At 44.1% G+C, this 20,889-nt stretch carries 23 protein-coding genes; 18 read left to right on the top strand and 5 right to left on the bottom strand.

Translation table 11 applies throughout. The annotated features are described in order from the left end of the window. Positions 1 to 114: 114 nt before the first annotated feature. Positions 115 to 1,374: a glucose-6-phosphate isomerase gene (locus UCH003_RS07065; protein WP_060825962.1), complete on the top strand. Its 1,260-nt coding sequence runs from the start codon at positions 115 to 117 to the stop codon at positions 1,372 to 1,374. Between the two features lie 27 nt (positions 1,375 to 1,401). On the opposite strand, the gene UCH003_RS07060 is transcribed toward UCH003_RS07065, so the two are convergent. Next, positions 1,402 to 1,791 (bottom strand): TerB family tellurite resistance protein, encoded by a 390-nt coding sequence (locus UCH003_RS07060; protein WP_231563837.1) that lies wholly within the window; start codon positions 1,789 to 1,791, stop codon positions 1,402 to 1,404. 105 nt (positions 1,792 to 1,896) lie between these two features. On the opposite strand from UCH003_RS07060, the gene UCH003_RS07055 reads away from it, so the two are divergent. The 11 genes from UCH003_RS07055 (at position 1,897) to UCH003_RS07005 (ending at position 14,130) form a co-directional block, all read left to right on the top strand. Then, positions 1,897 to 2,493 carry a TetR/AcrR family transcriptional regulator gene (locus UCH003_RS07055; protein ID WP_173636956.1) on the top strand — a complete coding sequence of 199 codons (597 nt, stop codon included), beginning with the start codon at positions 1,897 to 1,899 and terminating at the stop codon, positions 2,491 to 2,493. Then, complete coding sequence (locus UCH003_RS07050) at positions 2,490 to 3,386, top strand: hypothetical protein (RefSeq protein WP_060825961.1); 897 nt, start codon at positions 2,490 to 2,492, stop codon at positions 3,384 to 3,386. Before UCH003_RS07055 ends, UCH003_RS07050 begins: the two co-directional genes overlap by 4 nt. Next, a complete protein-coding gene (locus UCH003_RS07045; RefSeq protein ID WP_060825960.1) occupies positions 3,373 to 4,716 on the top strand; it encodes a nickel-dependent hydrogenase large subunit in 1,344 nt (447 codons plus the stop codon). Before UCH003_RS07050 ends, UCH003_RS07045 begins: the two co-directional genes overlap by 14 nt. 237 nt (positions 4,717 to 4,953) lie before the next feature. Next, positions 4,954 to 6,111, top strand: a complete 1,158-nt coding sequence (locus tag UCH003_RS07040; protein WP_039674427.1) for a hydrogenase small subunit — start codon at positions 4,954 to 4,956, stop codon at positions 6,109 to 6,111. Between the two features lie 15 nt (positions 6,112 to 6,126). After that, positions 6,127 to 7,875: a nickel-dependent hydrogenase large subunit gene (locus tag UCH003_RS07035; protein WP_060825959.1), complete on the top strand. Its 1,749-nt coding sequence runs from the start codon at positions 6,127 to 6,129 to the stop codon at positions 7,873 to 7,875. A gap of 16 nt (positions 7,876 to 7,891) precedes the next feature. Next, positions 7,892 to 8,569 carry a Ni/Fe-hydrogenase, b-type cytochrome subunit gene (gene cybH / locus UCH003_RS07030; protein WP_039674429.1) on the top strand — a complete coding sequence of 226 codons (678 nt, stop codon included), beginning with the start codon at positions 7,892 to 7,894 and terminating at the stop codon, positions 8,567 to 8,569. Positions 8,570 to 8,581: 12 nt separating this feature from the next. Then, positions 8,582 to 9,121 carry a HyaD/HybD family hydrogenase maturation endopeptidase gene (locus tag UCH003_RS07025; protein ID WP_039674431.1) on the top strand — a complete coding sequence of 180 codons (540 nt, stop codon included), beginning with the start codon at positions 8,582 to 8,584 and terminating at the stop codon, positions 9,119 to 9,121. Next, complete coding sequence (locus UCH003_RS07020) at positions 9,118 to 10,755, top strand: hypothetical protein (protein ID WP_060825958.1); 1,638 nt, start codon at positions 9,118 to 9,120, stop codon at positions 10,753 to 10,755. The genes UCH003_RS07025 and UCH003_RS07020 overlap by 4 nt, the downstream gene beginning before the upstream one ends. Beyond that, positions 10,748 to 12,967 (top strand): carbamoyltransferase HypF, encoded by a 2,220-nt coding sequence (gene hypF / locus UCH003_RS07015; RefSeq protein WP_231964756.1) that lies wholly within the window; start codon positions 10,748 to 10,750, stop codon positions 12,965 to 12,967. The genes UCH003_RS07020 and hypF overlap by 8 nt, the downstream gene beginning before the upstream one ends. 78 nt (positions 12,968 to 13,045) lie before the next feature. Further along, a complete protein-coding gene (nikR, locus tag UCH003_RS07010) occupies positions 13,046 to 13,459 on the top strand; it encodes a nickel-responsive transcriptional regulator NikR (RefSeq protein ID WP_039674438.1) in 414 nt (137 codons plus the stop codon). A gap of 92 nt (positions 13,460 to 13,551) precedes the next feature. Then, positions 13,552 to 14,130, top strand: a complete 579-nt coding sequence (locus UCH003_RS07005) for a pseudouridine synthase (protein ID WP_060825956.1) — start codon at positions 13,552 to 13,554, stop codon at positions 14,128 to 14,130. Between the two features lie 155 nt (positions 14,131 to 14,285). Here the strand turns inward: UCH003_RS07005 and UCH003_RS07000 are convergent, their stop codons facing one another. From UCH003_RS07000 to UCH003_RS06985, 4 genes are all read right to left on the bottom strand, one after another. Next, complete coding sequence (locus UCH003_RS07000) at positions 14,286 to 14,585, bottom strand: type II toxin-antitoxin system RelE family toxin (protein ID WP_060825955.1); 300 nt, start codon at positions 14,583 to 14,585, stop codon at positions 14,286 to 14,288. After that, a complete protein-coding gene (locus tag UCH003_RS06995) occupies positions 14,586 to 14,897 on the bottom strand; it encodes a type II toxin-antitoxin system Phd/YefM family antitoxin (RefSeq protein WP_060825954.1) in 312 nt (103 codons plus the stop codon). 67 nt (positions 14,898 to 14,964) lie between these two features. After that, positions 14,965 to 15,570: a pentapeptide repeat-containing protein gene (locus tag UCH003_RS06990; protein WP_060825953.1), complete on the bottom strand. Its 606-nt coding sequence runs from the start codon at positions 15,568 to 15,570 to the stop codon at positions 14,965 to 14,967. Further along, complete coding sequence (locus tag UCH003_RS06985; RefSeq protein ID WP_060825952.1) at positions 15,563 to 16,600, bottom strand: AraC family transcriptional regulator; 1,038 nt, start codon at positions 16,598 to 16,600, stop codon at positions 15,563 to 15,565. Before UCH003_RS06985 ends, UCH003_RS06990 begins: the two co-directional genes overlap by 8 nt. A gap of 88 nt (positions 16,601 to 16,688) precedes the next feature. Between UCH003_RS06985 and UCH003_RS06980 the strand changes: the two genes are divergently transcribed. From UCH003_RS06980 to UCH003_RS06955, 6 genes are all read left to right on the top strand, one after another. Further along, positions 16,689 to 17,114: a CopD family protein gene (locus UCH003_RS06980; RefSeq protein WP_060825951.1), complete on the top strand. Its 426-nt coding sequence runs from the start codon at positions 16,689 to 16,691 to the stop codon at positions 17,112 to 17,114. A gap of 66 nt (positions 17,115 to 17,180) precedes the next feature. Continuing rightward, positions 17,181 to 17,648 carry a hypothetical protein gene (locus tag UCH003_RS06975; RefSeq protein ID WP_060825950.1) on the top strand — a complete coding sequence of 156 codons (468 nt, stop codon included), beginning with the start codon at positions 17,181 to 17,183 and terminating at the stop codon, positions 17,646 to 17,648. Positions 17,649 to 17,658: 10 nt separating this feature from the next. Beyond that, the gene (def, locus tag UCH003_RS06970) at positions 17,659 to 18,186 is read left to right on the top strand and encodes a peptide deformylase (protein ID WP_060825949.1); all 528 of its coding nucleotides are present in this window, start codon (positions 17,659 to 17,661) and stop codon (positions 18,184 to 18,186) included. A gap of 112 nt (positions 18,187 to 18,298) precedes the next feature. Beyond that, the gene (locus UCH003_RS06965; RefSeq protein ID WP_039674455.1) at positions 18,299 to 18,913 is read left to right on the top strand and encodes a TetR/AcrR family transcriptional regulator; all 615 of its coding nucleotides are present in this window, start codon (positions 18,299 to 18,301) and stop codon (positions 18,911 to 18,913) included. After that, entirely contained in the window at positions 18,910 to 20,148 is a 1,239-nt protein-coding gene (locus UCH003_RS06960) for a TolC family protein (protein ID WP_060825948.1), read from the top strand. The genes UCH003_RS06965 and UCH003_RS06960 overlap by 4 nt, the downstream gene beginning before the upstream one ends. Further along, positions 20,145 to 20,885 (top strand): efflux RND transporter periplasmic adaptor subunit, encoded by a 741-nt coding sequence (locus tag UCH003_RS06955; protein ID WP_060825947.1) that lies wholly within the window; start codon positions 20,145 to 20,147, stop codon positions 20,883 to 20,885. Before UCH003_RS06960 ends, UCH003_RS06955 begins: the two co-directional genes overlap by 4 nt. The last annotated feature ends 4 nt before the right edge of the window (positions 20,886 to 20,889 follow it).

Here is a 20,889-nt window from a genome sequence, read left to right as displayed (position 1 = left end):
GCTCCTCAGGGCTTGAAATACTGTATCGAACTATAACGAATTTCCTATTGCGTTTGGCTTTTTTTAAGATGCATCGTAGTAATATCGCTCTACTTATTTTTATGGAGGATTCGTTTGAAAAACTCGCTTTATTTCAATATAAAAGTCGAAGAAGGCATCTTTGAAAAAATCGTCGAAGAACAAAAAAATATCGGCTATTATGCATTGCCGGAGCAAGATATTAGTTATCTTGAAGCGTACTTGGAAGAGTTCCGCTCCAAAAACGACGACAATGCGATTAAAGACATTGCTATTATCGGTATCGGCGGAAGTTCTTTGGGTCCTAAAGCTATTTTTAGAGTCTTACAAGGAATTCGCGATTTCGATAAACGCTTGCATTTTTTCGAAAGTACCGATCCCGCATCGATTCGTTCGACCTTAAATAAACTCGACATCAAAAACACGCACTTTTTTGTTATTAGCAAGTCCGGAAGCACGATCGAAACCATTTCCGTATACAAATACGTCCTTTCCTTACTGAAAGCCAAAGAAATTAGCTTGGATTACCGCTTTACGTTCGTAACCGACGTCGGTTCCAAACTCGAAGCACACGCCAAATCGCTTAAAGCGTTTGTTTTACATATTCCGGTCAATGTCGGAGGACGTTATTCCGTACTTTCCGCGGCGGGTTTAGCTCCGCTTTTATTGGCGGGCGTAGACGTTCAACGTTTGCTTGACGGTGCTAAAGCCATTAAGCAAAGTTTCTTCGAAGACGGATACATCAAAGAGACCTTGTTGAAAAAAGCGACCTATTACGCCAAAAATTCGATGAATTATAATATCAATACTTTATTTGCCTATTCGGAGAGTTTGGACTATTTTACGGATTGGTACGTGCAATTGTGGGGCGAGAGTTTAGGAAAAAAACAACGTAATAGCAGTTTTAACGTCGGTTTAACGCCGGTCGGTTTGATCGGACCTAAGGATCAACACTCCTTTTTACAGCTCATCGTCGAAGGACTTCGCGATAAAAGTGTCACGGTTTTAAAAGTCGAAAATTTTGACGATAAGATTAAGATTCCGTCCATTACCCTCAAAGAGCTTGAAGATTTGGATTTGATGAACGGTATTGCTTTTTGCGATTTGATTAACATGCAAGCCGATTCTACGATTGAAGCGTTGCTCGATAAAAAAGATATTCCCGTCGATACGATTACGATGCAACATATCGACGAAGAGAATATGGGAAAATTGATTTTCTATTACGAGCTTTTAACTTCGATCGTCGGTCAAATGATGGATGTTAACGCTTACGACCAACCCGGCGTCGAAGACGGAAAGCGTATCTTAAAAGGTAAATTGATCGAGGAAAAACGTCTTAAAAAAATACGTTAAATACCGTGTCGGGAAGCTCTCCCGACACTATTTTTCCACAAAACTGAGCGCTTGCTCGTACAATGCAGATCCCATTTTCCCCCACATTGAAAAAAGGTGTAAGGTCTTATCGTCGATATGAAACGTTTGCGCGATTTTTGAGATGACTTTATGTTCGTTGATGCCGTAGCGATCGTCGATATGCACTAAAACCAATAATGCCAACATAGCGATTTTTTGATTTTTAGGCGATAAAAACAGGTTTAAGATCGCGTCCAAATCAAAGGCGTTTAACTCTATTTCAACGTTTTCAATTCCCATTTCCGTGCAGTATTCTTCTACGACTTCTCTCTCTTTTAGTCCGTATTCGCCGTCAAGTTTTGCGACGTATTGCGCCAGTTGTAAAAAAGCAAATTTCTCTTCGGCACGTAATTTCATCAGTAACACATTGGACTCCTTTTGGTAAGAAATAGCAAAATTATAGTCAAAAATTTTAAATAAAGATTAATAATATGTTAGAATAAACGAAGCGTATTTTGAAGGATGGGTATCGTGGATAAAAAAAGTAAAAAAAGCGAAAAAATTTTAGAAGCCGCCTTGATGCTTTTTGCTAGTCGAGGTTTCTATTCGACGACAATCCCCGATATTGCGAAAGCAATCGATATGAGCGTCGGAAATATATACAATTATTTTTCTTCTAAAGAGATCTTGGCCAAAGAGATTATTAAATACTCTTCGGATATTTTAGGTGCGGAAATCAGACGTGTCAACGAAGAGACATGCAGCGTCCAAGAAAAGATTCGTAAGATCGTTTCGCTCTATTTTGAGATGGCGTCTTCCAAACCGCAACACATCAACTACTTTTTACGCGTTTATATTGCCAACAGAGAAGTTTTTAAAGACGGGTGCGAAGGAATGCTCTGCGTATCGGCGTTTGTCACGGAGTTGATGATTTTTTTCGAGGAAGGCGTTGCGTGCGGCGAACTTCGCAATCAAGACTTCTTTTCGGCTTTCGGTCTTTTTATGGGCTACTTGGGCGGTTTCGTCTTTTTAAACGGAGAGGGCGTTTTAGATAAAAATATCAATTGTTATATCGACGATATTGCATTGAACATCTACAATGCCTTAAAGCAACCGTGAAAGCGAATACAAAATCAACGGTTATTTGGATTCAAGGCATTACATGTAACGGTAATAGCCACTCTTTTTTGAATTATTCGAACATGGCACTTTTTGCCGCCTCTTTTGAAATGCTCTACCATCCTTTGTTATTTACGGCACACACCTTAGAATCGCTTTTAGACAAACCCGAAGCGTTTGACTTTCTGATCGTTGAGGGTGCGTTTACGAAAGAAGCGCGTTATCTACAGCGTTTTGGGCGTTCGTTTCCCGAAATTTTGGAACCGCTCGCGAACAAAGCGCGTTTTATCGTGTGCGTGGGAAGCTGTGCAAGTTTCGGCGGTATGTTTCGTTTACGCGATCCTCGGCGCATCAGCGGCGCGCTCTTTAATGCTAAAGAAAAAGGCGGGTATTGGGACGAAAAATCCAACGTCGTGAATATTCCCGGTTGTCCCGCACACCCGCGTTGGATTGCGGAAACGATGATGGCGTTGCGGGAGAGGAAAACGGTTCTTTTGGACGAATTTTTGCGCCCGAAAGAGATCTTTGCCTATTTGGCGCATCACGGATGTTTACGCAACGAATATTTCGAATGGAAAGTCGATTGCAAACAATTGGGCGAAAAAGAGGGATGCATGTTTTACGAGCACGGTTGCTTGGGACCTAATACGCATGCCAATTGCAATAAAATACTCTGGAACGATATTAGTTCGAAAACCAGAGCAGGATCGCCGTGTCTTGGTTGCACGGAGTTTGATTTTCCGCGACGTGCACTGTACGAAACACACAAAAATATGTCTTTACCGCAAACGCCTTACGGTATCGGCAAACGTGCCTATTATACGCTAGCAGGCGTTGCCAAAAGTTTTAAAATCGAACGATTGGAAAAGAAACTTATCGATGAAGATCACTAAAGAAATCATAGAACGAATCGAAGGCGAAGCCGCTTTAGAGGTAGAATGGGAAGACGAAAAAATCGCATTTGCGAAGCTGAAGTTTTTCAATTATCGCGGCATTGAAGAGATTTTACGCAAACGACCTTTGTACGATGCGCTTGCCTTTACGCCGCGGGTTTGCGGTATTTGTTCGCATTCGCATGCACTGGCATGCGTTCGTGCGATTGAATCGTGCTTCGAACATGCTCAAGAGACGATTACTTTAAACAAAAAAGCGCGCGATATACGCGAAATTGCACTGAATGCCGAAAAAATTCACAATCATATCAAATGGTATTTTTTCTCCGTTCTTCCCGAATTGGAAAAAATTGACAATCCTTCGTATCGAGGCGACGCTTTTAAAAAACCGCGTTGGTTCTTAGCGCAAAACGCCGTTACCGAAACGTTGAAAATGGGTGCAATCTTTTCGGGGCAATGGCCGCACGGCTCTTTCGTCGCACCCGGAGGCGTGACATGCGATCCTGTGAGTTTGGACGTTTTGAATGCCCGCGGTATTTTAGAAAAAGTCATCGCATTTTGTGAAGAGACGCTTTTGGGATTTTCATTGGAAGAGTTTACGGGATTTGATTCCGCCGTGCAAGTTATGGCAAGCCCTTCCGCGCTTTCATGGGGAATCGATACGATGATTCGTCATGCATTTGACCGTCTCGGGCGTAGTCACGATCGCTTTTTGGCACTGGGAGATTCGTTTTTGTACGAAGGCGCGCTCAAATCGGCTAAAACGACCGTTTTACCGGCCGATATCAAATACGTGTCCGAAAGCCTCGCGCATACTTTTTTTGAAGATCCTACGCAAGGCTATACCTATTCTAAAACCGCGACGTATAAAAAGAGTTTTTTTGAAGTCGGTCCTTTGGCGCGGATGATGGTAGCTAAGGAGGGATTGATTCGCGATTTTCATCGCCGTTTTAAAGACGCGGCATTAACGCGCGTGATGGCACGCGTCGTCGAATGTGCACATTTGTTGGTTCAAACGAAGCGATTGCTGGAAAACTTGGATATTCGTGAAGCTTCTTTAATACCGCCAAAACGTAACGTCCATGAGCTGAGCGCAGAAGGTATCGGCGTGGTTGAAGCACCCAGAGGCAGTTTGATTCACGCAATCAGCGTGAACCACGGCGTGATTGAGCGTTACGATATTATTACGCCGACCGTTTGGAATCTCGGCAACGGCGAACGCGATAATTTATCGGTCGTTCAAAAAGCTCTTGTCGGTCTAGATTCGTTGACCAAAGCAGACTTTATCGTCAAGAGTTTTGATGTTTGTTCGGTGTGTACGACCCAATAACGCACGATTATTCAGTGTGACAATTTATGCATTTTTAATACTATACACTTTTTATCTCCTTTTTTTGTTACATTTTTACCCTATTGACTGAAAATAAGCTAAAGATTATGCGTATCTAACATATTGTGAAATAATTTTTGATTTAATACTAAATGAATAATCATTCAGGTAATAATTTTTAACCTGCCTGAATGAGGAGTCTACATTGATCTTGGAAAATTTACACAGGAGAAACTGATGGAACACGCAAAACTGTACGAAAGGCTTTCTCAAAGATTGAACGATCTTGAGAAGTTCCCCCGTATTAAGGAAGAGAAATCAATTGCGGCACTCATGGAAGAACACGGTATTAGCCGTAGGGATTTTATGAAGTGGGCAGCCGGAGTCACGGCAATGCTTTCTTTACCGTCCGAATTTACACCTCTTATGGCGCAAGCTGCCGAATTGACCGACCGTTTACCGGTGGTATGGTTGCATATGGCAGAGTGTACCGGTTGTTCTGAGAGCTTACTTAGAACCGACGCCCCTACGATCGATAGTCTTATTTTCGATCATATCTCTTTGGAATACCACGAGACGTTAATGGTCGCCTGTGGTTGGCAAGCAGAGCACAATTTGGAAAGTGCGATCGAGAAATATAAAGGCAAATTTATTTTGATGGTTGAAGGCGGTATTCCGGCGGGAAGCAGCGAGTTTTTCTTAACGGTCGGACCACACGGACAAACGGGTCAAGCCAGTGCAAAAAAAGCGGCCGATGCGGCAGCAGCTATTTTTGCGATCGGTACATGTTCAAGTTTCGGCGGTATCCAAGCGGCATATCCAAACCCAACGAATGCACAACCTTTGAGTAAAATCACGAATAAACCGGTCATCAACGTTCCGGGTTGTCCTCCAAGCGAGAAAAATATCGTCGGTAACGTATTGCATTACATTCTTTTCGGTACGCTTCCGGCATTGGATGCGTACAATCGTCCAAAATGGGCATACGGCCTTAGAATTCACGATCTTTGCGAAAGACGCGGACACTTCGATGCGGGCGAATTCGTACAAGAATTCGGCGATGCGGGTGCTAAAAAAGGTTTTTGTCTCTATAAAGTCGGCTGTAAAGGTCCTTATACGTTTAATAACTGCTCACGCGAACGCTTTAATCAACACACTTCATGGCCGGTACAAGCGGGACACGGTTGTATCGGATGCTCCGAACCGGGTTTTTGGGATAATATGGGACCGTTTGAAGAGCCTTTGGGCGATAGACTTTACCATACCGTTTACGGTGAGGGTGCCGATAAAACAGCCGATAAAGTCGGTGTTGCGCTTCTAACGGTTACGGCGGTCGGTATTGCGGCTCACGCGGCGATTGCTGCGGTTAAGGGCAGTGGAAAAACTGAAGAATAAGAGAAGGATAAGTAAATGAGCAAAAGAATCGTAGTCGATCCAATTACCAGAATCGAAGGACACTTAAGGGTTGAAGTTATCGTTGACGATAACAATGTTGTCACGGAGGCTTACTCTTCCTCGACGCTTTGGAGAGGTATTGAAACTATCCTTAAAGGAAGAGATCCTAGAGATGCGGGTTTTATGACCCAAAGAATTTGCGGCGTTTGTACCTATTCGCATTATAAAGCGGGTATCGTTGCCGTTGAAGATGCGCTCGGCATCGAACCTCCGTTAAATGCTAAATTAACGCGTACGTTAATGAACTGTGCTCTTTTCTTGCACGATCACCCCGTCCATTTTTATCACCTTCACGGACTTGACTGGGTAGACGTCGTCTCCGCGCTTAAAGCCGATCCGCATAAAGCGGCGCAAGAAGCGTTTAAATATACCGATGCACCGCTTGCGTGCGGTGCCGACGATCTTGTCGTCGTACAAAAACGGGTTGCGGAATTCGTTAAAAAAGGTCACCTTGGACCGTTCGCTAACGCGTACTGGGGACACTCAACGTATAAATTAACGCCTGAGCAAAACCTTATTGCCGTTTCTCACTACCTTAAAGCTTTGGAAATGCAACGTATCGCGGCACAAATGATGGCGGTTTTCGGTGCAAAACAACCGCACCCTCAAAGTTTGACCGTCGGCGGTGTTACATGCGTTATGGATCTTCAATCTCCGGCGCGTTTGGGTGAGTTTATGACGAAGTTTAAAGAGTTGGCAGATTTTGTGAATCGCGCATACTATCCCGATGTCGTTATGGCGGGTCTTGCTTATGCGGGTGAGCCGAGCGTCAATGCCGGTCTTGGCGTACCGAACCTCTTTACGTACAAAGAGTTCCAACTTAACGCTAAAGAGTTCTTGTTTGAAAGCGGCGTGATGATGGGCGAAGACGTCATTAATCTCGTAAGCGGAAAACCGTTTAAAGTTCAACAACTTGACGAGAGCAAAATTACCGAAGAAGCAACGCACTCTTGGTACAAAGACAATGCTGCGTACCATCCGTACGAAGGTAGACAAGAACCGAACTATACCGGTTTCAAAGATGCCGAGACGATCAACGATAAAGGCGTACTTGCTCCGACAAAAGTTATTGACGAAAAAGGTAAATATACATGGGTTAAAGCACCTCGCTACGACGGCAAACCGCTTCAAGTCGGACCTTTGGCAAATATCGTTGTTAACTATGCGCTCGGTAACAAACGTGTTAAAACCGTTGTCGACAAATTCTTAAAAGATACGGGTCTTCCTATTACGGCGGTTGCGTCAACGCTCGGTCGTACGGCATGTCGTATGCTCGAAGCCAAAGTGATTGCAGATTATGGTTTGGAAGCGTTTAGCGCATTAATTCAAAACCTCAAAGTCGACGACTCAACGTACACAAGCTATAAAATCGATAAAAACAAAGAGTACAAAGGTCGCTATATCGGTAACGTACCAAGAGGTGTATTAAGCCACTGGGTTAAAATCAAAAACGGCGTGATCGAAAACTACCAAGCCGTTGTTCCGACGACGTGGAACGCCAGTCCAAAAGATGCCAAGGGCGTTAGAGGTTCGTATGAAGAATCCCTCATCGGACTTAAACTAGCAGACCTTTCTCAACCGCTCGAAATCGTAAGGATCATTCACTCTTACGACCCATGCCTTGCATGTGCGGTACATGTCATGGATAAAAAAGGCAACGAGATGAGCAGTTATAAGGTAAACGTCAGCGGCGCATCTTGCTAAGAAAAGGGAGTCTAAGATGAAAAGAAATTTAGAATTTGAGTTCTCGGCAGGGCTTCGTTGGACGCACTGGCTAAGAGCAATCGCTATCGCGGTATTAACCGTAACGGGTTTTTACTTGACGTATGTTTTCATTATTCCGGAAGCTTCGGATGAGCCGATTCTCTTTTTGAATGCCAAATTTAGAATGTGGCACGAGATCGCAGGCTTTTTGTTGATTGCCGTTACGCTTTTTAAACTCTACCTTTTCTTAATCGACAAGGTCAGTATGAAAGAGCGAATCGCATTTTTAGACTTTATCAGTCCGAAAATTTGGATTCAACAAATTAAATATTACCTTTTTATGGGAGAACATCCTCATTTAAGAGGCGTGTACAATCCCTTGCAATTCATTGCATACGTCGGTTTATACGCAATGGTTTTCGTGATCAGTTTAACGGGACTTATCCTGTACGTTCACATGTACCAAGGCGGCGGCATCGGTCTTTTCTTGTACGACTTTATGCGTCCGATTGAGGCGATGATGGGTGGCCTTGCGATGGTAAGAGAAATTCACCATATCGTTATGTGGGGTATTTTGATTTTCTTACCGATCCACATTTATATGGCTATCTTTAACTCGATTATGGGTAAAGAAGGCTCTATGGATGCCATTATCAGCGGTTACAAGTTTACAAAACACGATTCAAAACACTAAGCGAGTTTTGGCTTGAAAGTGTTGGTTTTAGGCATTGGCAACGTGATGTTCTCCGACGAAGGCGTCGGAGTGCATCTTTGCCGCCTTGTGGAACAAAAATATGCGTTTTCTTCTTCTGAGCATACCTTAGATTTTATCGACGGCGGTACGCTCGCACAAAGATTAATTCCCGTCATTGCCGAATACGATTATTTGATCGTCCTCGATTGCGTTGATGCCGACGACGGCGAGATCGGCGATGTTTACTTCTTCGACTTTGAAAGCGTTCCTAGCTCTATTACATGGCAAGGAAGCGCGCATGAAGTCGAAATGCTTCAAACTTTGACAATGATGGATATGGTCGGCGATAGACCGCCGACAAAAGTGATCGGCATCGTCCCCGAAGTCGTAGACGATACGACGCTTGCGATGACGCAAGCCGTTCTTAAAGGCAGCAGCGTCATGGAAAGCGTTTTACTCAAACATTTGGTCGAATTAGGTTTTACTTATGAACAAATTGCTACGCTTACGATACAAGAAGTCGCAAACGCATCTTGTTTGGAGGAGCGATGATTTTAGCATTTGAATTTGAATACGGTTCGAATAACGATATTTTAGAGAGATTGCTGTGCGAAATCGCAACGGATTTTGCGATTTTACATGCCATTCAACGTACGGATAATACGATAACGCTGTTCGCGGAAGATAACGAAGAGCGTTTAGGTGCTTTTGCCGATACTTTAGCGGCAATGCTTCCCTTGTCGATTTTTTTCAAATCGACCAATGTCTTTGTCGCACCGAATAGACCTCAAGACGGCATTGTATGTACGTCTACCTCATGCGAAGATATTGTGTTTACTCCTAAACATTTGGCTTTCGTCGACGAAACGCTTTCGCCTTCTTTGAGAACCATTGGTTTTGACATGTACGAAAACGAAACGCTTATCGCCAAAGGCGTTACGCGTGACGAACGTGAGAGCCTTTACGAGAAAGTGGTCGAGACGCTTGTTCAAGGTCATTTCGTGAAGGTTTGTTATCGCAACGAAACGTATACGATCGCGCCGATCGAAGCGTACGAGACAGTTTCTCAAACGGGTGATGCGGAGGTGATCGCTACCGATTTATCGGCGTTGGAGCGTATGGTTGTTATCCGCGACAATGAAATTAAAGCCTTAGCGACGTTGGAACGTCCGGCGTTACGCTTAAAAGTCAATGCCGTATTTGCACAAAAAAGCTCTATTGCTTCACGTGTCTGGATACGTTTAGCGAACGATCTTTTTTTATACCAGCTTTCCAAAGCACTTCAAAAAAAAGGCGTAGCGTTTCTGGCTAAAACGACGAAACCTTGCGAGTCTGCTTCTTTTTCAGTCGTGATCGACGAAAATACGATAATCGATACGATGCGTATTTGCGTTTTTGAAAACGGTGAAATCGTCTTGTTAAAAGACGATACGATTTTGATGCCCGAAGCATTACAAAAGATCGAAGAGCCTTCTCATCGCGCTTTTGCTTCGATCATGCATGAGCATCGAATTTTTGAGAACGTAACGACGTGTTTTTACCTGAGTTGTACTCACGACGATCGCATTATGCAGTATTCTAAAGAACACGGTATGCTCAATCTGGTATCGTTTCCTTTGCCAGAAAGCTATCAAGCTTTGTTTGAGGAAATTGAACATACGAGCGCAAGTGCGAAGCGTTTGGTCGAAAACTATCGAACACACTTTCCGGACCTTTACGCCAAAGCCTTAGCGACGTCTATCCCTGCGAATTTACCGAAGAGTATTTTCTCGTTATGGAACATTGCTTCCATTCTTTTGGGATTGTGCGACGTATGGGAAGAGGGTGCGCAAAAATTGATTGAAAATGCCGAAGATTTCGGGGGTCAAAAAGGACCTCGCATCGATTATTATCTCCAAAAAGAAGATGCGTTAATCAGCGACTTTAATTACCTTCGTTTGATTCGTAGCGCGATGAGTTTTAAACTTGCGGGTACGGACGACGTAACGCTTAGTTTCGGTTTTATGGAGAGTTTGGCGTATTTTATTAGCGATACCGCCGATGCACACAAAGAGAATATGGGATGCGAAAAAATCGCTTTGGGCGGCTTGATGTTCGGATTGAAACGTTTCAGTGAAATGGTCATTAAAAATATCAAACCTAACCATACGATTTGTATGAATCAAGAATTGCCGATTGATGGCTAAAGAGCGTATTTTTTACCGTATCGAAGGGATCGTTCAAGGGGTCGGTTTTCGACCTTTTGTTTACGTTTTAGCCCTTCGGTACACTCTTAGCGGTGTCGTTTTCAACAATGCATCGGGTGTTTTCATCGAAGTTCAAGGAAACGAAGCAGCGTTGAAGGCTTTTGAAAAAGCACTTTTTGACGAATTGCCTCCGCTGGCACGTATCGATTTTTGGGAGAAAAAAAGAGTTCCGTTTCAAGCGGACGAAAGGGCTTTTGTCATTGCGCCTAGCGATGCGAGTATGCAAAAATCGTCTTTAGTTCTGCCCGACATGAGCTTGTGCGAGGAGTGTTTGCGGGAGCTAAACGACCCGAACAACCGACGTCACGGCTATTTTTTTATTAACTGCACGCATTGCGGACCTCGTTATTCGATCATTCAAACCGTTCCTTACGATAGAGTCTCGACATCGATGGCTTCGTTTCAGATGTGTGAAGCATGCGAAAAAGAGTATCAAGACCCTACCGATAGGCGTTATCATGCCCAGCCGATCAGTTGTTCCAAATGCGGTCCTACGCTTACGTTGCGATCGATGCAAGGCGAAACGCTTGCAACGAACGAAGCGGCAATCGTACGTTTGGCAGAGCTGATTCATGCGGGGCATATCGTCGCGATGAAAGGTATGGGCGGCTTTCATCTGATCTGCGACGCAACCGACGATCGCGTCGTTTTAAAACTCCGAGAGCGCAAACACCGTCCTTCAAAACCCTTTGCCGTGATGCTAAAAGACCTAGACGCTATCAAAAACATATGCGTTATGCGTGAAGAAGAAGCCCAAGGTATTAGCTCGCAACTGCGCCCGATCGTGCTTTTAAAACGCAAAAATACTGCTTCGTCATTAAGCTTACATGTAGCACCTTTTACCGATAGAATCGGCGTTTTTTTACCGTATACGCCTTTACATGTCATCTTATTTCAAAGCTTGCGTGTGCCGATTATTGCGACAAGTGCCAATCGTTCGGGCGAGCCGATTATTAGTGATAGCAAAACCTTGGTCGAGAAACTCTCAAACGTTGTCGAATATTATCTGGATTATAACCGCGATATCGTGCATCGAAGCGACGATAGCGTCGTGCAGTTTATCGGCGAGAAGATGCTTTTGATGCGTGCTTCACGAGGTATTGCGCCGCATAGTTTTCGCGTCGACTCAAGCGATCATCGTGCGATCTTGGCCGTTGGAGCGCACCAAAAAAACGCGATCGCTATTTATCTTAACCATCAGATAATCGTTTCGCCTTATATCGGCGATTTGGACAACGTGGCGAGCCACATGTTGTTTGAAGAGATGATTGCTTCATTTGAGCGATTTTACGGATTTATCCCCGAATTGATCGTGGGCGATTTGCATCCGCAGTATCTCTCGACGCTTTGGGCGAAAAAACAACCCGTCGCTTTTTTGCAAGTGCAACATCACTATGCGCATGTTTTGTCGGTGATGTGTGAATACGGGTTGAGTGAAAAAGTCTTAGGTTTTGCATGGGACGGAACGGGATATGGAGACGACGGCGTCATTTGGGGAAGCGAATGCATGGTATGCGATAAGCAAGGCTATGAACGCGTCGCTTCGTTAGAGCCTTTTTTACTCTTGGGCGGCGATGCGAGCATTAAAGAGAGTAAACGTATCTTGGCGTCGATGTTGTGGCAAGCAATGGGCGATCGTGCCGATAAAGTGTTGCTTGAATATTTTGACGAAAGTGCTCTCAAAACGCTCAAGCACGCCTATACCAAAAAGATCAATGCGCCGCTGTGTTCGTCGATGGGGCGGCTTTTCGATGCGGTGGCGATCTTGTGCGGTATGCAAAGTGATGTCAGCTACGACGGTCAAAGCGGGCTTTGGTTGGAACGCCTTTATGACGAAACGATCGTAGAGCGCTACGACGTCACGATCGATGCTCAAACGATCCGTTTTTTACCGATGCTCGAAGCGATGATTCACGAAAGCGAACCGCGTCTGATTGCCTCTAAATTTATCAATACGTTGGTCGGCATTATAGATGAAATAATACAACGCTACCCCCTAAAAATCGTACTTTGCGGCGGTGTGTTTCAAAATCGCACATTGATGGAACAACTTCTTTTGCACATCTCAAAACCGCTTTATTTCCCGCAAAAGATCGCTATTAACGACGGCGGCATTTGCGTCGGTCAACTCTATAAAGCACTTCAGAGCTAGCATTAATATTTTTATTATGCAATAATTAAAGAATAATCTGATTAGAATCGTTATGAATGTTATTTTAAAGGATACACTATGGATAAAATTATTCGATTTAGCGTCTCTTTGCCGGAAAAGCTTTTAGAAGAGCTGGATAAAAAGGTGGACGTACAAGGGTATGCGTCTCGCAGTGAATTTACAAGAGATTTAATCCGAGAAAAAATCGTTAAAGACGATTGGCAAGATGACGGTAGCGACGTTATCGGCGTTTTAGCTATGATTTACACGCATCATCAAAACGAATTGGTTCAAAAAATTTTAGAGATTCAACACGACGCCAAAGTGCATATCATGTGCAATACGCACGTACATGTTACGCATGAAAACTGTTTAGAAACGGTTATGGTGACGGGAAAAGTCTCCGATATTAAAGATTTTGCGCAAAAAATCGCAGGATTGAAAGGCGTCAAATTCTGTAAACTCATCGAAGCGTCGATTCCCGCTTCGTAAATCTTTGATCGTAAAGGGTAAGCGTACCGTTTACCCTTACTTCACATACCTAATGCTACGCGACATTTTTTTTAATACGGGGAATATTCCTGATGCCTCTCACTACGAACGATTCACAAAAACTCTTAGTTTTAAACAAACCCAAAGGCTATCTGGTCACGCGCTCTGACGATCTCGGACGCAAAACCGTTTATGACCTCTTGCCCGAATGGGCGTATACCGAGGGTTGGATGCCCATCGGACGGCTCGATCTTGACTCTAAAGGATTGTTGCTTTTTACGACCGACGGGCACATCAGCAACGCACTGACCCAACCGGGGCATTGCATCAAAACGTATGAGATTTGGGTGCGAGGGCATGTCACGGACGAACATATTGCCCAAGCACTCAAGGGCGTGCAAAGCCCTGAGGGTTTACTCAAAGCACTTAAAGTCGAAAAAATCGGCATGGGTGGTGCAAAAACAAAACTTCGGGTTCAAATCGACGAGGGAAAAAACCGCCACATTCGTCGCCTTTTCGGAGCACTCAAAGACCCGAAATTCGGCACGCCCTTAAAAGTTTTGGAACTCACGCGCACGCATATCGGCTCTTTTGAACTGGACGTTTCCATCGGCGCATGGCGTTTCCTAAGCACGGAAGAAGAGAAGAATCTTTTAAAGAAGCTCGGGTAACATCAAAACGCGACCGTTTCGCTTTAAATACCGACATGTAAGATACAACCAACAAAGACAAGGGATAAAATGAAAAAAACAGTTACTTTTTTAAGGGCAATGAGATGATTTTAGAATACTTTGATACTAAGGAAAACAAAGACATAAACTAAATCTCAACTTTTGATCCTTTTCATCGCCTCTTTATACACTTCCATCTCTTCGCGTTTGCCGACGGTGACGACATAGACCACCAATTCATTCTCGATGATTTTATACACAATACGCACCTGTTTTTTCGCGACATACGTTTTGTAGTAGCCGCTCAAATCGAGGTTATTTTTATTGCCGAGGGGTTGCCCCAAAAGAGGCGAGTGTTGTAACTGTGCTAGTTTTTTGAAGATCAACACAACCAAGGAGTGATCGAAGTTTTTTAAATCTTCTTCAACCAAAGGATGCGTTTTGATGGCATACATTTACAGTGACTTTGGATCGACATTGAACTTTTTGGCAAGCTCTTCAAAGGGCATATACGAAGACAAAGGAGTATTTTTGCGTGCTTGCACCGCTTCAAAAATCTCTTGATGTTCCATCGTTTCAAAAAGCTCTTCAAGCGATTTGAGGCGTTCATATTCATCGGTGGAGATAACAACGGCTTCAAGTTTATTGTTTTTCAAAATCCCCACTTTTTCGCACGATTGCTCTTTGATACCTTTAAGAATGGTCGCAATCTTTTTCGTAAAATCCGTAATCGATAAAAGCTCATTTGGAGCGTATTTGACTGTCATGGTATATCCTATGATTTATATGCAAATATTATAGTAAATTTACCAGTAAATTACAAGTTACTTCTCATCAATCCACCAACACAATTCCCACCCCCTCAAGCAAACCAAGTGCCTCAAAACGGCTAAATATGGCGCCTTTGAGGTGATTGGTGCGAAGGTCGATGCGGGTGTTGATGGCATTGGTGAAGTTGGCGTTTTCCAGATGGGTTTGGTGAAACAGCGCGCCTTTGAAGTCGGTTCCAGTGAAATTGGCGTGGGAGAGCAGGGCGGAGCGAAAGTCGACCTCTTTGGCGCGACACGCTTTCATGACAAGACCTTCCATCAAAAGCCCAAAAAAATTACTGTCATCCACAATGCATTCGTCAAATTTGAGCGGTGCTGGGTTTAGCAAACTTTTCCAGTTTGCCATGCACCAGTCGATGCCATTCATTTTACAGCTCGTAAACGCCGTATTGGAGAGTTTGGTGTCGGTCAGTTTCATGACACTGAGGTTGCAGTTTTCAAAATGACAGTCGATGAAACGGCACGCGTAAAAGAACGTTTCACTAAAGTCGCACGAGACAAAGGTGCACTCCTCAAATTCGGCTTTGTTGATACGCTTTGCGTGCAAATCAACCCCCTCAAAACGTTCGGCAAAACAGTCCAAATGATCGACGATAGCGATGTTAGGCATGCTCATTTCCTTTTACATGTAAAGCGACCCACGCCTTAGGTGTCATGGCAAACCACTTCTTAAATGCCCTTAAAAACGGGCTTGGTTCAGCATAACCCAAGTATGTCGCAATGGTCGCGATGCCCAGACCTTTTTGCAGATAATGCGCCGCTAGCTTTTGGCGAACCTCGCCTAAAAGTTCGACAAAACTGCTGTTTTCCTCTTTGAGTTTTTTTTGAAGCGTTCGCGGATGCAAACCCACCTTTTGCGCAACACTCTCAAGCGAGACATCAAGCTCGCCCGTAGCGATGAGGATGTAGCCTAAGACTTGCTCTTTGAGGCTTCCATGCACACTCATACCCAAGCTCTGTTCCGCCTCTTTTTCAAAAACACGAAGCAGGTAAGGATTGTCGTAGCTGGTTTTCATTGAGAGTTGCGTCTTGTCGAAGAAGAGGGCGTTTTCCACCTCATCAAAAACGATGTTCTGCCCAAAAACGTTCTGGTACGCTTTTACATGTAAAGGTTTGGCATGCCTAAATGTCGTGCGTATGGGGAAGATGGGTTTGGGGATGATTTTGTTGATGAGATGAAGCATCGCACTGAGATGAATCTCCGCGCTGTACTTTTCAAGATGATACATCTCGCCCTCTTTGTGAATGAGCAGGGTCAGCTTGTAAGCACCATCGTCTTTTGTAAAAATGGGCTTAAGCGTTTTACCAACAAGCGGATAGTAGCGGCACAATTTCACGATAGCGTCTTCTACACTGCTTGAATGTAAGAGCAAATACCCCAAGATGCCCAGATTGTTGGGTGTGACAGACTCAGCAAAGGTAAATAACACCCCTGCATCGCCTGTGCGAGTGACTGCTTCATCGATAAGATCGTGCAAATATGCGGCGTTGATTTTTGCACCTTTTACATGTAAATCTTTGAGCGTGATGCCGCGCTCGTTAAGGAAGGGCGTTGCATCAAAGGCATACTGCTTGGTTAAAAACGAGAGGATAAATAAAAAAGCTTCCGCAGGTGCTTGTTTCAAATCTTCCGATCGCAAAATGTCATCCTTAGAGTCGTAAAATGTCACTTAAATTTTTAAAGCAGATTATATACTAAGGGCTCTAAATCTTGCTTAAGGAATTCAAATGAACGCTTACAGCCTCGTTCTGTCATTGCACGTTATCTCCGTTGCGACGTGGATGATCATGCTGGTGTATCTGCCCAAACTTTTCGTCTATCATATCAATGCACCCCAAAATGCCCATGCAACCGTCGCGCTTCAAGAGAACAGTCTCTTTAAAGTCGGTACGGTTGCGATGCTTTTCTCAATCAAATTCGGGGCAATTTTACTCTACCTCAATCCTCATCTGCTTCAAAGCGGAGGGTGGTTGCATCTTAAACTTGCATTGGTTACGGGTATGGTAGTCTATCACCTTACATGTAAAAAATTGATACGCCGGTTTGCGCAAGAGAGTATTCCTCAAAACGTGCGCTTTTTCAAGCTTTTTCGCGTGATACCTGAGATCACTACGGCGGTTATTATCTTGCTTAGCATCGTTAAACCGTTTTAGTTTCTTTTCTTCATTTTTAAGTCGTCTCAGGTTATGATTGGACGAGCAAACGCGCAAGGAGAAGCAATGGAAAAAATCGGCGACGCGATATTGACGCTACTGGGTACATTGGAAGAGATCTTAAAAAAGGCGGACATCAACACGGTTGCGACCAAAACCAACGCACAGCATCGTACGATCAAGCAAATTGTCGGGCATCTGTGCGATTCGGCGTCGAACAATACCCATCGCATCGTTCATTTACAGTATCAAAGCAATCCGTTGATCTTTCCCGATTATGCCAATCTCGGTAAAAACGACTTATGGATCAAACTCCAAGATTATCAAAACTACGATTGGGAAGATTTGCAAGCATTACTGAAAGCGACCGCTAAACACGTTGTCCATGTCATTAAAAACGTCGATGAAACAAAGCTTCAAAACGAGTGGATTAGTGCATTGAACGAGCGAATTTCTTTAGAAGCGATGATCGTTGATTTTCCAAGACATTTCAAACTTCATCTTGACGAAATCGTCGCATTGTTAAAAGATTAAAGAAGCAGCGATGCCGAACATTTTAGAAATATCGCAATTGGGTTCTTCCGTCATTCGCACGCATGCCAAAGAAATACGCGACATCCGCGCACCTGAAATTCAAACGCTGATCGACGCTATGATCGCGACATGTCAAGAGTCTAAAGGTGCGGGAATTGCAGCACCCCAAGTCGGACATTCGCTTTGTGTGCTGATTATGGCTTCAGCTCCCAATAAACGCTATCCCAACGCTCCGTTGATGGAACCGACCGCGCTGATCAATCCGCGCATTCTTGCATTCTCTGAAGAAAAAGAGAAAGATTGGGAAGGGTGTTTGAGCATTCCGGGGATTCGCGCGCGCGTGCCGAGACACGCTCATGTCGAAGTCGCGTACATCGATAGGGAAGGCAAAGCGCAACACGCTTTTTTTGACGGATTTTTGGCGCGTCTCTTTCAACACGAGTTTGACCACCTCATCGGCAAAGTCTTTATCGACCGCGTCGACTCGACCGAAGACATCATCACCGAAAAAGAGTATCAACGTCTCCTTAACATGTAAAAACTGTTTCTACATGTAAGCTTTTTCATTGCCCGATCTCTTGACATTTAAAAATCAAAAATGTACCATTTCACAAAATAAATGACTGACGGTCATTCATTAAAGAGGTGACATGGCACGCATTATCGACAAGGAAGAAAAACGTTTAGAAATAGCCCGAGCGGCCATACCGCTGTTTGCCGCTAAAAATATCTCTCAAATCAGCATCGACGAAATTGCTAAAAACGCCGGTGTCGCCAAAGGGACGATCTACCTCTATTTTAAAAATAAAGAGGAGATCATCTTTACGATTTGGGATATGCTCTCACGCAATCATGAAGAAGCGTATGCCAAACGCGCCATGCATGTAACGAGTGCAAAAGCAAAGATTTTGGAGTATTTTAATTTCAATGAATGCGGACTCGAATACGACAAAGAGCAGATGATTACGCTTTATCAACACTCGCTCAGTGCTATGTTGATCGATACGACGGGACTTTACACGGCTTATTTTGATAGGTTTATCCGGCAAGATTACGATCTCATCTCCGCTTGTTTGAAAGAAGGCGTACAATCAGGCGAATTTGAAATCGACGACGTGGAACTCCTGACCTACACGATCATCATGTTGCTCAAAGGAATGCTCGTGCGCGCAAAAGCCGGCAATATGCACTTTGATGAAGCGCAACAAACCCTCTCAAAACATATCTCTAACCTTTTGCAACAGTATATAAGGAAATCACGATGAAAAGACGGATACTTTTACCTTTTCTTTTCCCGCTTTTGACGATGGCGGGAAATTTGCCCGAACTCTTAAACTTAGCGGAGCAAAACAAGCTTGTCGAGTCGTCCCGCTATAGCGTCGAGTCCGCGCAAGAAAAAGAGTATGCCACCAAAAGTTCATACTTACCGAGCCTCTCGTTAGGTGCAAATCAAACGTTCAATCAGGTGGAAAGCCTCTTATACCCCGATAAAAGTCGAACGGGTTCGGCAACGCTTTCGTTTGTTATTTATGACGGCGGAAAACGCGGCGCATTGTTCGATCAGCAAGAAGCTTTAGTACGCTCCGCAACGTTTTCGCTCTCTTCCACGCAAAACAACGTCTCCTTGAACGTTGTGTATTATTACTACAACTATCTTAGCACCTTAGCGAGCAAAGAAGCGACCTTACAAAAAAAAGAGCAACTCGAAGCCGAGCGTTACCGTCTTGAAAAGTTTCTCTCCGTCGGAACGACGACCGAAGATGAGCTCCAAAAAATCGTCTCCAATATCGAACAAACCAACGTCGATCTTTTAAGTTTGGACAATACGCTCAATAATATTTCCAACGCGTTAGAATACCTCACGGGCACGCGCGTATCCGTTGAAAAAGGCTCACTTTTACGGCTCGAAAACACGTCTGAGAACGCAAGCGAGCGTTTCGATATTTTAGCGATGGAACAAAACGTCCAAAGTGCCAAATTCGAAGCAGACGTTGCCAAAGCAGGATACTTGCCGACGATCAAACTCCAAGATACGTATTCTCGCTACAAATACGATTACGAAAATCCTAATTTTGCGGCGCAAAACGACGGCGATCATCAAAATACGATTATGTTGGCTTTGGAATGGAAAGTCTTTGATTTCGGTTCTACCGCAGCGACCGGCGAAGCGGCACGTAAAAATTATCTTGCTAAAAGCAGCGAACTTTCTTACGAGAAAAGCAAAGCAAAAGCTTCGTTAAAAAGTGCTCAAAACAGTTACCAAACCGCTCTTGCCAAGATTGAAGCCGCTCGAGCCAAACTCACCGCTTCTTCGATGACCTATGAACTCGTGAAAAAGAAATACCAGCAAGGTATCGTCAATAACGTCAGCTATCTCGACGCTCTAAGCGATAAATACAATGCAACATCCCAATTACAAACCGCTCTCAATGAAGTAGAGTACCAAAAAGCCGTCCTTTTATATGAAATGGGGCGAGAAATAAAAGGAGCTATCCAATGAAAAAACTTTTGATCACCCTATGTTTGCTACTCAACGCCCTTTACGCCGAAGATATTTACGCGACCTTTGACGTGTTGAGCGACCAGACATCCGATTTGGGCGTTTCGGTTTCCGGCGTCGTCGGCACATTATACGTGAACGTCGGCACATACGCCAAAAAAGGCGATCTTTTACTCGCACTTCAAAATAGCGAAGAAAAACAGGCGGTAGAGAGTGCGCGCATCGCGATGCAAAGTGCTCAAAAAAGTGCCGAACACGCTCAAAAAACATACGAGCGTTATGCGGCGATTGCCGATGTGATCGACAAAGAGAAGATGGACAATTACCGCTATGAAAAAGACGTTGCGGCACTTTCCTACCAAAATGCGCGAACGACGCTTGCGATGAAAGAAGCGGCTTTTGCTAAAACCGAACTTCGCGCACCCTACGATTTGGTCATCACGAAAAAACAAACGGAGCTAGGCAGCATCGTTTTTGGAGGTCAAACGACGCTTTTGAGTGCCATGAACCCTCATATGATCAAGCTTGTACTGAAATTCGACGAGAAGTATTGGCAAAAAGTGAAAATCGGACAAAAATTTACCTACAAAGTCGACGGAAGCGATAAAACGTACGAGGGAACGATCGCAAAGCTTTATCCTTCCGTTTTAAGTGCGACGCGTGAAATGCAAGCCGAAGTCAAAGCGGCGGATTTGATGCCCGGACTCTTCGGTAACGGCATGATTAAAGCGGAATAGTCTT

This window comes from Sulfurospirillum cavolei (genome assembly GCF_001548055.1).
Classification (GTDB): domain Bacteria; phylum Campylobacterota; class Campylobacteria; order Campylobacterales; family Sulfurospirillaceae; genus Sulfurospirillum.
This window is presented reverse-complemented; position numbering and strand designations above follow the sequence as displayed.